Source organism: Mesorhizobium sp. P2_D5 (assembly GCF_056404355.1).
In genome coordinates this window covers 416,757-429,658 of sequence record NZ_JBFUEE010000003.1, presented here as the reverse complement: position 1 = coordinate 429,658, position 12,902 = coordinate 416,757, and the positions used below count along the sequence as shown (strand labels likewise).

Here is a 12,902-nt window from a genome sequence, read left to right as displayed (position 1 = left end):
ATTTTGCGAAGTCCAAGAGGAGAGCGACGTCGGCGAATGCGAACGCGGCTGAGCGCACAATCTCCCTTGTGGGGAGCTATTCCGGCGACGGGACCGGCGGCCGCGACGTCAGCGCGGTGCCGAAGGCGGCGGCAATCACCGCGGCGATGCCGGCCAGTTGCGGCGCCGTCAGGCTTTCGTGCAGGAACAGGAAGCCGGCCAACGCGCCCAGCCCGGGCTCGAGGCAGGTCAGCGTGCCGTAGATGCGGGCCGGCATCCTGGTCAGCGCCACCATCTCCAGCCAGAAGGGCAGCGCACTGGAGAACAGCCCGACGAGCAGCGCGCTGGTCAGGATTGACGGTTCGAGCAGCGCGGTTCCCGCCTGTGCCACACCGAAGGGCAGCACCAGCACGGCTGCGATCGCCATGCCATAGGCTGTGGTGCGCGAGCCGAGTTCAGCACCCGCCTTCTGGGCGAGCACGATGTAGAGCGCCCAGAAGCCGCCGGCCGCCAGCGCCAGCATCACCCCGGTCGGATCAAGCGGTTGCAGCGAATGGACGAAAGGCGACAACAGCAAGATGCCGGCCACCGCTAGCCCGATCCAGGCAAAGTCGCTGGCACGCCGCGAGGTCAACGTCGCCACCAGCAGCGGGCCGGAGAACTCCAGCGCCACCGCTATGCCGAGCGGAATGGTGGCGAGCGCGGCGTAAAACAGAAGGTTGAGCGCGCACAGCGTCACGCCATAAGCGATCAGCCATGGCATGGTGGCGCGCGACGGCCGCATCTGCCACGGCCGCAGCACGGCGATCAGCATCAGCGCGCCGACGACAAGCCTGAGCGTCGTCGTGCCCTGCGCGCCGATCAGCGGAAACAGGCCCTTGGCGAAGGTGGCGCCGATCTGGATCGACACCATGGCGCCCATCAGCGCGGCGACCGGCAAGGGCGCCGCTTCGCGACGGGCAACCGGCGTCGATGTCACTTTGGCTCATCCTCCATGCCGCCGGACCAAACCCGCCTGGCGGCATCGCGATAGGCCGAACCGGCCGGCCTGTCGTGAGACAGCGCCGACGTCTTGATGGGGCAAGGCGCCGGCAACCGCCAACCGGTCACTGGTGTCGCCAGCCTCGATGCCAGCCGCGGGCCGGTCTTGACGTCGACGATCTCCGGCCTGGCACAGTCGACCGTGCCGTCCCAGCCGCCGCCGCACTTATCAATCGGGCATCTGGATGCCGTTTCGGTGCAAGCCGCACTCGGCCTGCGCCGCGACTTGCGCAACCTGATCGTCAACGCCGCGACCCATGGCAAGGCATGCCGCATCGACCTTGCCGTGGCCGGCAGCCGTGCAGTGCTCACCATTTGCTATCATGGGCTGGGCATTCCGCCGGAACTCCTGAACAAGGCGTTCAAGCCCTTCTTCCACGTCGATCCCGGCCGCCTGCAATCCATTCCGGGCGCCGGGCCGGGCTTGGCCATCGTCAAGGAATCATCGAGCGCTACGGCAGCACCGTGACGCCGGAAAACCGCAAGGGTGGCGGGCTGGAACAGATGGTTGTGTTTACGGCGGTGTGATTTTGGCAAGGCAGCCGGGGGGCCGTATGGATTGACATGCCGGCGGGACAGCGCCACCTTCGCCTGCCTTGAACCTCAGACGGCCATCCGCGGGGTGATCCGCGGTCGCCGGCGTGGTGGAAGAGCCGGTTGCCCGATGCCGGCCCATGGAACCAGGTGACGCTGTGTTCGCCGCAACGGCGCTTATGGTTTAGGCTCCATCGCTTACATAGGGCTGGTCTTCTAGACATCAGGAGGATTTGATCCGTGCTCGCCCGCGTCGAAGCCGTCGCACCTCTGCCCGAAAATGTGCTCAGCCTGTCGACAGCGCGGCGGGCCTGGAACGGCGTTTCTCTCAACGTCAATGAATGGCGCGGCTCCGGCAGGGTGGCTCACCAGTTTCCCCATCAGACGGAGACCCGCCTGATTGCCCTGCTGGAAGAGGTCGGCAGCCCGTGTGAACCACGGCTGGGCGAGAACCAGCCTTGCCCCGCCGGCTACAGGCCCAGGCACATGGACTTCGCCCCTGCCGGCATGGAGATGTGGGGCTATAGCGCCGACGTCCGCTTCGTTCGAGACGCCACGCTGATGTTCGATTTCGCCGCCATGGACGAAAGGCTGGCTACCCGGTTCGATCGCAAAGCGGTCTCGACGCCGCGGCTGCGTTTTGCCAATGACCGCATCTGGATCCTGGTCAAGCTGCTCGCCGAGGTGGTGAACGACACCGATCCGTCGGCGCAGCTCTACGGCGATGGGCTGACCGTGGCGATCGTGGCGCGACTGTTCGTGGATCCGCTGGAGCCCGGCGCCGACGCCAAGGGCCTGGCGCCCTGGCAGCTTCGGCGTGTCATCGACCATCTCGATGCGCACCTGCCCGAGCGTGTCGACCTCGTGCGGCTGGCGGCACTGGCCGGCCTGTCGCAATCGCACTTCAGTCGGGCGTTCAAGGCCTCGACCGGCATGGCGCCGTATCGCTGGCAACTCGACGCCCGCATCCGGCGCGCGCAGGCACTGCTCATCGACAGCCGCGCCACGCTCGACCAGGTGGCCGAGGCCACCGGCTTTGCCGATGCCGTGCATTTTGGACGCACGTTCCGCAAGCTCATCGGCGCGACCCCGGCGACGTGGCGGCGCGACCGCAAAAGCTGATCGCAACGTGACAGCGGCCGATCGCAAGGCGACAGCGGATTCAGGCTGGAAATAGCAGGATCGAACAGTGCGTTGCGCCCCATGATGGAGCAATAGTCCCTCGACCGGGCAGGCGAGACATCGGATTGAGCACTTTGCGACATCCGCCTCCCCGGAACTCCTGATCCGGAAGGTGGAAGATGACCGCAGAACCGATCAACTATGATGCCCTGATGCAGGCTAACCTTGCCCGCGTGTTCGGCGAGCGCGATGCCGTCCGCCGGATGAGCGCCATTGCAATAATCTATGCCGACGACGCGGTGCTATATGAACCGCATGCGGCGGCAACGGGCCATATCGCCATCAATCAGGCGGTGGAAGCGCTGCTGTCGAGCCTGCCGGCAGACTTCGTCTTCACGGCGACCGGCCCTGCCGTCGGTCACCACGGCATCGGGCGGCTGCGCTGGCAATCCGGCCCGCCCAACGGTCCCGTCGCCGTGACCGGCACTGATGTCGCGCATTTCCAGGGCGACCTCATCCATTCCCTTTACGTTTTTCTCGATCCCGCCGGCGCCTGATGCATGTCGCCCAAAAGTGCGCAGCGGTTTGGGACAACGACATGCACAAAAAACAGAAACTTAAAGCGCGTCGACTGAAGCCGTTTCAACACGACGCGCTTTAACCAGTCGCCCGCAGATCCAAGGAGTTTCCCATGCCCAAAACCGGCCTCGAAGCCCTGCTTCGCCCCGAAGACAGCATCCTGGTGCTGATCGACCATCAACCGTATCAGTTCACCAATCTCAACAGCCACGAACCGACGATGGTCGTCAATAACGTCGTTGGCCTGGCCAAGACGGCCAAGGTCTTCAATGTACCGACGATCCTGACGACCGTGCTCGAGGAGCGCGGCGGCTACATCATCAAGGGGCTGCAGGATGTCTTTCCGGAGCAGAAACCGATCGACCGCACCTTTATCAACACCTGGCAAGACCCCAAAGTCACCGACATCGTGAAGAAGAGCGGACGCAAGCAGCTCGTGCTCGCCGCGCTCTACACCGAGATTTGCCTGGCGATGCCGGCGATCCAGGCGCTGGCCGAAGGCTATGACGTGTTCATCGTCACTGATGCTTCAGGCGGCGTCTCGCTGGAGGCGCATGACATGGCCGTGCGCCGCATGGTCGCCGCAGGCGCAGTGCCGATCACCTGGATGGCGGTGCTGGGCGAATGGCAGCGCGACTGGGCCCGCGAAGACACGGCCGCCGGTGTCGCCGGCGTCGTAGCCGAACATGGCGGTGCCAGTGGCGTCGCCTTCGCCTGGGAAATGCAGCTGCTCGCCACCCGCGCCAAAGCCGGCGCCTGAACAGGCCCGCAGGTCAAGAGGCCCGTACTTCGAGAAAGGCTAGCCATGTCCGCCGCGCCCATCCGCATCGGCTACTGCCTGTCGCTGACCGGCTCGCTCGCGGGCAACAGCCGGTCGGCGCGGCTCGCGCATGACATCTGGCGGGAAGACACCAACAGACGGGGCGGATTGCTCGGCCGCCCTGTCGAACTTGTCTGTCATGATGACCATGGTGACGCCTCGCTCGTGCCTGGCCTCTACAAGCGGCTGATGGACGACGACAAGGTCGACCTGGTCATCGGCGGCTATGGCACCAACACGGTTTTGCCGGCAATGCCGCTGATCATCAAAGGGCAGCGATTCTTCGTCGGTCTGATGGGCCTCGGCGTCAACAACGCGCTCGCCTATCCCAACTATTTCGCCATGATCCCGACCGGGCCGGATCCGAACGCGGCACTGACCGAAGGATTCTTCGCGCTCGCCGCGCAGCAGAAGCCGCGGCCAGCGACCGTAGCGCTCTTGGCCGCCGACGCCGAATTTTCCAGGAATCCCATTCTAGGCGCCAAGGCAAACGCCGACAAATACGACTTCAGCATCGTTCTTGAGGCCACTTATCCGCTGACGACAACCGACTTCAAGCCGGTCCTTGATGCCGTCGCCAAGAGCGGCTGCGACCTCTTGTTCCTCTGTTCCTACCTCCAGGATTCGATCGATCTCGTGCGCGCCATCCATGCGCACCGGTTCCGCCCGAAGATGGTTGGCGCCGGCATGATCGGGCCGCAGAACACGGCGGAAAACGGCGCTCGGCCCGCTGCTCAATGGCTTCGTCAATTACGAATATTGGGTCCCTGTCGCCAGGATGATGTTCCCCGGCGTTCAGGAGTTTCTGAACAGCTACCAGGCGCGAGCCGGCGATGCCGGCGTCGACCTCATGGGGCACTATATGGCCCCGCTCGCCTTTGCGCAGATGCAGGTGGTTGCCCAGGCAATCGAGGCGACCGGCGGCTTCGACGACGCCGCCCTGTCGGCATACACGCGCGAAGCGATCTTCGACACCGTCATGGGCGCCGTCAGCTTCGGTGTGAACGGCGAATGGGCGCGGCCACGCGTCCTCCAGGTTCAGTTCCAAGGCATCTCCGGCCATGAGGCTGGCCAGTTCCGCAACGGATCGAGGCAGATCGTGGTGTCGCCACCAGACTTCGCCTCCGGTGAGCTGATCTTTCCCTATGCGCAAGCCCGCTCTGCCGGGTGAAGGGCTTTGCTTGAGGCTTCCCGTTGGCGGATGCCTGCTTTGGGAGGAGCGAACCGTGCGGGCAACCCACGAAAAAGCCGGCGATCATGCTGCATCGCGCAAAACCCAATAATTCTAATTCATTCCATGCGTAACCGGGAGCCAAATACGTATAGTAAATTATAGATTTTCGAGTTTTGCGCACGATTTAAGAAAGATCTGAGCTTTTCTCATTCTACAAGCCGGGGTTTTTTCCAATCAACCGGAGCGGGCAGATCCATACAGCTCAACGACAGGGTTGAATTGCTGAGGGAAATCACCCAAAAGGGCGAAATCCGGGCAGCTTTGTCAACCTTTATCGCTTGCTCACACAAGTATTTCGGCTTGGTAGATTTTTTGTGTTGCGCTGCACAATGCGGTAGCCGAACCATCCTCTGGGGGACTCGTTTAGCGACTGGACATAGGCCGTGAAGGATTCCCTGGCTTGACCGAATTGAGCTACCTGTCCGTCGATTTCGAGCCCGGCCTGAGCGGACTCGCAAAGCGCGGGTTTGATGGCGCCGGCCCCGTGGCGGGTCTCGTCCGCCTTGGCTTGCCGTTCGAAATGGCCGGCTTGCGGCTTCATCGCGGACATCACGCCGGCGGACGCCGCTGATGGGAAACACCCGCGACATCCAACTGGATGCATTGAGGGCCATCGCCGTGACGATGGTTCTGTACTCCCATTTCTTCGCGGCCGGAGGATCATCCTTCTGGGGCCATATCGGCGTGCGGCTGTTCTTCGTGCTGAGCGGCTTCCTGATCACGCGCCTGCTGCTGGAAGCCCGTTCGGCCGCCGAATTTGAAACCGGCGCCGCGTTGCGAGCCTTCTATATCAGGCGGGCGCTGCGGATATTTCCTCCCTATTTCGCCGTCCTGGGTTTCGTTTGGGTTTTCGACCTGGAACAGGCCAGGCCATCGCTGCTCTGGCATGCGCTCTATCTGTCGAATTTCTGGTATGCGCTGCGCAATGACTGGACGCCCTGGGTGCTGTGCCATTTCTGGAGCCTGAGCATCGAGGAGCAGTTCTATGTCGCCTGGCCACTGATCGTCCTGCTGGTCCCACGCCGGCGCTTCGAGCCGATCTGCGTCGGCATCATCCTGCTGTCGCTGACCTATCGCTTCTACTGGCCGGTCACCGCCACCCCGGCGCTGGCCCGCGACCTGCTGCCGCCGGCATCCATGGATGCGCTGGCGTCAGGTGCGCTGCTTGCCTGCTGGCGGTCCAGAGGTGCTGCCCTGCCGCAATGGATGCGGCTGGGCTGGCCTGCCTTCGCGGCCGCATTCCTGATGATCGAGTGGTTTGTCCCGGCGCCTCCAAGCCCAATGCTGGAATGGGCGCGCTGGCTGCTGCTGCAAGTCCTGCCGCTTGTGCCGCTGATGGCCATCGTCGCCGCCTGTTCGAGCGGCCTTGGCGGCACCCTCGGCAAGCTTGCCGAGCTGCCGCCGTTGCTGGCTTTGGGCCGCATCAGCTACGGCGTCTATCTCTATCATCCGATATTGTTGTCGCTCGCCGTCAAGTCGCAGCCCTGGATTCCGCTCAATGTCTCGGAGCAAGGGCCAGGGCGGCTGCTGGTAGCAAGCGCCGCCACGATCGTCGTGGCCTCGATTTCCTGGGTGGTTTTCGAAAAGCCGCTCAACCGCCTGAAGCGCCACTTCCCCTATGTGGCGCGCACCCATGCCGCGCCGGCACGCGCCGGCCATGCCGGCTGGGTCGCGAGGGCGCCCGGCCGATCGCCCGATGGCCCAGCACCATCGCTCGACCTCCAGCGAACGGATGCGACACGATGACCGCCGCGCCGCTCGTCTCGGTGCTGCTGCCGGTCTACAATGCCGGGCCCTATCTCGCCGCCGCGCTGGGAAGCATCCTGCGGCAGGACTACTGCCGCGTGGAGGTCATCGCCATCGATGACGGGTCGACCGACAATTCGCTCGAAATCCTCGAGCGATACCGTCAAGCCGACAGCCGCATCTCGATCATCTCGCGCGAAAACCGCGGCCTCGTGGCGACGCTCAACGAAGGGCTGCAGAAAGCCCAGGGCGAGTTGGTCGCACGGATGGACGCGGACGACGTCGCCTATCCCTGGCGCCTGTCGCGCCAGGTGGAGCTGTTCGAGCGGCGGCCCGAACTTGGCTTCTGCGGCGCCGGCGTCGACATGTTGATCCGCGGCCGCATCGCCAGAGGCAAGCCCGATCCGGTGTTCCAGTTCGGCCGCATTCCCATATTGGCGATGTTCTTCACCATCTTCATGCACCCGACGGTCGTCTACAACAGGAAGGTCATCGAAGACGGCGATCTCCACTACGACAAGACCTACAGGCACGCCGAGGATTTCGATCTTTTCAGGCGACTGGCCGGCCGCTACCCGGCAGCCATGATGCCCGAAAACCTGGTCGTCTACCGTGTCCATGCTGGAAGCGTGACCAGCCGGCACAGCAAGGAGATGCGCAGAACGCATTTGCGGATCGTGGCGGAGAATCTCGAGCGCGAGGGCCTCGCAGAAACCACGCGAGACCTGCGCGACATCGGCGATGCGGTCAGCTTCGACACCGTTGCCCGTGCGGCCAACTTCATCGTCGCGCTGGAGGAGGAGCTTTGCTCGCTGCCGGCCGAGACACGGCGGAGCTTCGAGGCCGGCGCGCTGAACCTGTTCTATTTCCTCTATCAGCTCGTCGCCGACGAAAAGCAGCCCCAGCTGACGCATGAATTGCTGACGCGGACCGCGAAATGGAACTTTATCCGGCGCCGGGAGAAATATGCGCTGCGGCCGGGCTCCTGGGCGCCCTGGCTCAGCCTTGCCTCGTTGTCGGCCGGCAGGCAGGCGGACGCCCTGGAATACTTCTTTAAATCCGCGCCCGCCGAGACGGTCCTGGCGCCTTATCAGTTGAGTTAGAGGGGATGACCGTCAAAGCCCACCAACCCCTGCAGCGCGATCGTTCGACAGCGCTCGGCGCCGGCCCGGCCAACCCCCGCCCGGAACGATCGGCGCCGGAAGTCAGCTTCATCATCTGTACGCGCAACCGCGTAGCCGTGCTCGAGGCTTGCATCAAGTCGGTGCAGGCCGCGTGCCGCGCCCATGCCGGCTTCGCCGCCGAGCTGGTGGTCGTCGACAACGGCTCGAGCGACCGCACGGCGGAACGCCTGGCCAGCATCGCCGCCATGTCGGACATTCCATTCACGCCGGTTCACGAGCCCCGCCCCGGATTGGCGACTGCCCGTAACGCCGGGTTGAAGCGCGCGCGGGGCCGTGTGCTGGTCTTTGTCGATGATGATTGCGCGGTCCATTGCGACTACCTGCGCGACCTGGAGCGACACTATGCGTCCGGGGAACAATGGCTCATCCGGGGCGGCCGTGTTGAACTTGGCGATCCCAGGGATTTGCCTTTCACGATCAAGCGGTCGCGGGTACGTGAGCGGCTGACGCCGGATGTGCATCCCGGCGGCTTCGTGCTGGGCTGCAACATGACGATGCACCGCGATGTCGCGGCCCGTATCGGCTATTTCGACGAACGCTTCGGCGCCGGCGGACCGTTGCGGTCGGCTGAGGATACCGACTATCTCGTGCGCGCGGTGCTGCTCGGCATCGCGGTCGAGTATGTGCCGGACATGACGATCTTCCATCATCACGGCCGGCGGGATCGCAAATCCATCGAAAAGCTCCACCGCGACTACAGCCTGGGAAATGGCGGGCTCTGCCTGAAACATGTTCGCCATGCGCCCTGGCTGCTGCGTCATTTCTACTGGGCCGCTAGAGCCGCTTTCCGGGAATCGGCGGGCGGGCCTGCGTTCGATCGTGAACTCGACCTGTCGCACTGGCCGATCGTCGGCATGAATTTGCTCGGCGCCGTCAGATTCGCGGTTCTCCTGCTGGCGAGACGGGCGCAGGGTGCGCCGGTGCGACAAGATCAACAGGCAAATGCCGAAGCGAGTTGAACCACCATAATGCCATTGCTACCGCCAAGCCTGCCGATGCTGTTCCGGACGTTCGGAAAGAAGCAACTGCGCCTGCTTCCGGCCGTGGTGGTCCTCGGCCTGGTCGGCGCTGTCCTCGAAGGTTTCGGCATCGGCCTGATCATCCCGTTGCTGGGCATTATCATGGGACACGGGGACGCAGCGGGAATGGGCGGCTTCTCCGCCGTCCTCCAGCATGTCGGATCGGGCCAGAGCGAGCGCGACCGGCTTATCGTCATTTCGATCGCCATCCTCGGCTCGATCGTCCTGAAGAACATTTTCGCCTTCGCCAACACGCTGCTGACGACCTTCATCTATGGCAAGGCAAGTCATTCGATCCGCAGCGCCTTGTCGGAGCGGTTGTTGCGGGTCGGCTACCCATTCTTCCTGCGGCAGAGTCCGGGACGGCTGCTCAACATCATCTCCAACGAATCCTGGCGGGCATCGGATGCGATCCAGATCATGCTGTCGGCCATCGTCAGCGCATCGGCCGCCATCATCCTGCTGGCTTTTCTGCTGCTGCTTTCGTGGCGCATGACGTTGTTGGTCACGCTGGGACTGGCCATCGTCCAGATCGCGCACGCCGTCCTGTCGGCCAATCTGAAAGGGCCCAGCCGCAGCGTCGCCTCGCGCAACAGCCACCTTGCATCGCAGATGCTCCATCTGGTGCATGCCGGACGCCTGATCCGCATCTTCGGACAGGAGAGCCGGGAGAAGGCGACATTCGATACGGCGTCCGATGCGGTCCGCCGCGCCTCCTTCGTCCTGCTTGTCCGCCAGGGAGCGTTGCCGCCGCTTACGGAGGTTCTGCACGCCGCGCTGTTCCTGGCGGTGGTGATCGGCGCCTGGCTGGCGCAGGTGAATTTCCCCCTGATCATCGCGTTTGTCATCCTGCTCTACAGGCTGCAGCCGCATATGCGGGCCCTGCAGGGGTCGTGGAGCCAGTTGCAAGGCCTGAGCGGATCGCTCGAAGAGGTGACATGGATGCTGGATCCGTTCGGCAAGCCTCAACCGCCGCAAGGCGATGGGCCGTTCCACGGCCTGCGCCAGGGCATCAGGTTCGATGACGTGACGTTCACCTATTCCGGCACGGACCGGCGTGAGGTGGTGCTGCATTCGGCGACTTTTGATATCCGCGGCGGCCGCTCGACGGCACTGATCGGCCGCTCGGGCGCCGGCAAGACAACGATCGTCAACCTTCTGTGCCGCTTCGTGGAACCGGACACCGGCAGGATTCTCGTCGATGGATCACCGCTCGACGGGATCGACGCCAGCCAGTGGCGCCAGCACATCGCACTGGCCAGCCAGGAGCTGGAGCTAGTCGATGGCACCATTTTTGAAAACATAACCTACGGGCAGGACGCGGCCACGGCCGCCGAAGCCGAGCGTGCCGCGAGACTGGCCGAGGCGCACGAATTCATCGAACGGCTCCCCCTCGGTTACGACACGCTCGTCGGCTACAGGGGTATCAACCTCTCGGCGGGACAGCGGCAGCGGATCGCACTGGCCAGGGCCCTGGTGCGCGATCCCGATCTCCTGATCCTGGACGAGGCCACCAACGCCATCGATGGGCTATCGGAGGCAGCCATCGTCGAGACCCTGAAGTCGAGAGCCGGCCGCCGCACGACCATCGTCATCAGCCACCATCACAGCACCATCTCGTTCTGCGACGACGTGGTGATCCTGAGTGGCGGCCGGGTGAAAAAGCAGGCGCCTTTCGGCGCCCTGGCATCGCTCACCATGGACGAGCTTTACCAGCACGAGCCGCTCGCCGCCCCAGGCGGAGCGGGAGCGAAGCGACGCCGCGGCGAGCCTGCAAAATAGAGCTACGGCGTCGCGCGGAGGTTCCTGCGGGCGCGCCGCCTGCCCGTTGCACGTGCTTTCTCCGCCACCACCCCGGTGATCTCAACCACGGTGCTCTCACGCGGTCTCCCGCTGGTGGCCTTGTGGAGCCGCTCGTAGGGCAGCAATTCCTTGATCCTGGCATTGAGCGACACGATTTCGTCCCTGAGGTCCTCGCATTCCTGCCTCTGGACATCGAGCTGTATCTGTTCCGACGCCTGTTGCAGCACAAGCTGTGAAAAATTAGCGTTCACTTTCGAAAGGCTCGCCTTGTCGCTTTCGTTCTCTTCAATGAGCGCGGACAATTTTTCATCGGCGATTTTCTTTTCGGCCAGCGTGTCGTTCAATTCAGTCTTGAGCCTAGCGATCTCGCCGGTGGCATCGCTGTTCTCGTTCGAGGCCCACTCCAGCCGCGATTGCAGGTCCTCGATCTCGGAACGCAACCCGCGTATTTGCGTCTGGCTGCGCGCCAGTTCCGCTTCCCGGTCGCCTTCCACCATGCTGGCCGTTTCGGTCATTCCCGAAAGCTTCGCCTGCGCGGCCTCGAGCGACTTCTGGAGCCGCATTTCCTCTTTCTCGCTCTTGGCGAGCGCGGCGAGCAGTTCCGCAAACCGCGCTGCTTCGCTGGCATGGATCGCCGAGAGCTCGTCGAGCCTGTGGCGCGCCTGGGATTCCCGCTTCAGCGCCTTGTCGAGTTCCATCGACAGGCTGACATGCTTTTCGCGCAGCATCTTGCTTTCGCGCAAGCGCCTGTTGGCCTCGACGGTCCTGGCGGTCAGCCGCTTGGCGATGTCGCCGAAGTCCGCGTCGCGCTTTGCGCTCGCATTGGCTGCCTCCGCGAGTTCCAGCCTTGTCGCGGCAAGCGTCGCGCGAAGCGCGTCCCTGTCCTGGACCAGGCTTGTCTCGCGCTGTTGCAGCACTTCGCAGGTGCTTTCACGCTCGCGCAGCTTTCGCCCCGCATCGTGCAGCTTTTCCGACAGCGTTCTTTGTTCGGCGAGGAGGCCGGCATTGGCCAGCTCCAGCTCGTTGGCGCGAAGAATGTCGCCATGGAGGATGTTGAGGTATTCGCGCGTCAGGTGATGGGAGGTCGCGATCTCCGACAGCTTGCCGGTGATCTCCTCCATATAGTCCCTGGCGTCATGGAACAGCCCTTCGAAGGCGCTCAACGCAGCCAATCGGGTCTGGGCGTGGGACGTCAGCCGCGGCCCGGTTTCGGGACTGTCCGGATTGCCCGCACCGTCTGCATTCTCCGCGCCATCCGTGTTTGCCGCATTGGCCTCGGGTGGCGGGTCGTCGGGAGCCGCCGCGGAATCCGGGACCTCGTCGCTCTTTGGCGGCGCCTCGTCCTCGGCGTTGAGACTAGCGTCCAGCGCATCCGCCAGATCGATCTGCAGTTCCTGTAGTGCGGTATCTACGTCTTCAGCGCGCTTGATCAAGCCCTTGAAGTTCATGCCCGAACTCCCCTACCCATACCCAACCCAGTACTTAACAAAATGCTAATGTATCATTACATCCGCGGCTTCCGTATGGGAAGCCCCGCCTGTAGAATGCTGAAACTAGGGGATTTCTCGCTTGCGTCCAGTGGCCTGAAGTCGCCGCCGCGCACCATTTTTCGTGGCAAAGCCCGCGCCGCCGCGCGTGAGCTCCAGAGGTGCCTCGGAGAAAACTTGTCTCATTCCGGCTTACCATACGGCAAGATGATTGCCGCAGGCGAGACTGACCACGCTACCCCAAAAGTGGAGGTACCAAACGTAGGTGGGTTGGCGCCGACCCTCCACAAAATGTAGGTTTCTCGCCCTGCGGAAGGGGGGGACAGGCTCGACCCCCAAATGAATTCAGAGGAA

12 protein-coding genes are annotated in these 12,902 nt (G+C 63.7%); 10 read left to right on the top strand and 2 right to left on the bottom strand.

Translation table 11 applies throughout. The features are described from left to right. Positions 1-76 precede the first annotated feature (76 nt). Entirely contained in the window at positions 77-958 is an 882-nt protein-coding gene (locus AC1DYW_RS15315; protein ID WP_477226777.1) for an EamA family transporter, read from the bottom strand. A gap of 96 nt (positions 959-1,054) precedes the next feature. On the opposite strand from AC1DYW_RS15315, the gene AC1DYW_RS15310 reads away from it, so the two are divergent. From AC1DYW_RS15310 to AC1DYW_RS15265, 10 genes are all read left to right on the top strand, one after another. Next, positions 1,055-1,489, top strand: a complete 435-nt coding sequence (locus AC1DYW_RS15310) for an ATP-binding protein (RefSeq protein WP_477226776.1) — start codon at positions 1,055-1,057, stop codon at positions 1,487-1,489. 305 nt (positions 1,490-1,794) lie between these two features. Next, a complete protein-coding gene (locus AC1DYW_RS15305; protein WP_477226775.1) occupies positions 1,795-2,676 on the top strand; it encodes a helix-turn-helix domain-containing protein in 882 nt (293 codons plus the stop codon). A gap of 179 nt (positions 2,677-2,855) precedes the next feature. After that, complete coding sequence (locus AC1DYW_RS15300; protein ID WP_457151299.1) at positions 2,856-3,233, top strand: nuclear transport factor 2-like protein; 378 nt, start codon at positions 2,856-2,858, stop codon at positions 3,231-3,233. Positions 3,234-3,367: 134 nt separating this feature from the next. Further along, positions 3,368-4,015, top strand: a complete 648-nt coding sequence (locus AC1DYW_RS15295; RefSeq protein WP_457151298.1) for a hydrolase — start codon at positions 3,368-3,370, stop codon at positions 4,013-4,015. A gap of 45 nt (positions 4,016-4,060) precedes the next feature. After that, entirely contained in the window at positions 4,061-5,140 is a 1,080-nt protein-coding gene (locus AC1DYW_RS15290) for an ABC transporter substrate-binding protein (RefSeq protein ID WP_477226774.1), read from the top strand. A 569-nt stretch (positions 5,141-5,709) separates the two neighbouring features. Beyond that, positions 5,710-5,880, top strand: coding sequence for a hypothetical protein (locus tag AC1DYW_RS15285; protein WP_477226773.1), 171 nt, complete (start codon positions 5,710-5,712; stop codon positions 5,878-5,880). Beyond that, entirely contained in the window at positions 5,880-7,055 is a 1,176-nt protein-coding gene (locus tag AC1DYW_RS15280) for an acyltransferase family protein (RefSeq protein ID WP_477226772.1), read from the top strand. Before AC1DYW_RS15285 ends, AC1DYW_RS15280 begins: the two co-directional genes overlap by 1 nt. Then, the gene (locus AC1DYW_RS15275) at positions 7,052-8,158 is read left to right on the top strand and encodes a glycosyltransferase family 2 protein (RefSeq protein WP_477226771.1); all 1,107 of its coding nucleotides are present in this window, start codon (positions 7,052-7,054) and stop codon (positions 8,156-8,158) included. Before AC1DYW_RS15280 ends, AC1DYW_RS15275 begins: the two co-directional genes overlap by 4 nt. A 5-nt stretch (positions 8,159-8,163) precedes the next feature. Then, on the top strand, positions 8,164-9,198 hold the full coding sequence (locus tag AC1DYW_RS15270) for a glycosyltransferase family 2 protein (RefSeq protein WP_477226770.1): 1,035 nt from the start codon (positions 8,164-8,166) through the stop codon (positions 9,196-9,198). Positions 9,199-9,207: 9 nt separating this feature from the next. Then, positions 9,208-11,040, top strand: a complete 1,833-nt coding sequence (locus tag AC1DYW_RS15265; protein ID WP_477226769.1) for an ABC transporter ATP-binding protein — start codon at positions 9,208-9,210, stop codon at positions 11,038-11,040. A gap of 2 nt (positions 11,041-11,042) precedes the next feature. Here AC1DYW_RS15265 and AC1DYW_RS15260 read toward each other — a convergent pair whose 3' ends face one another. Beyond that, positions 11,043-12,509 (bottom strand): coiled-coil domain-containing protein, encoded by a 1,467-nt coding sequence (locus tag AC1DYW_RS15260; RefSeq protein WP_477226768.1) that lies wholly within the window; start codon positions 12,507-12,509, stop codon positions 11,043-11,045. Between the last annotated feature and the right edge of the window lie 393 nt (positions 12,510-12,902).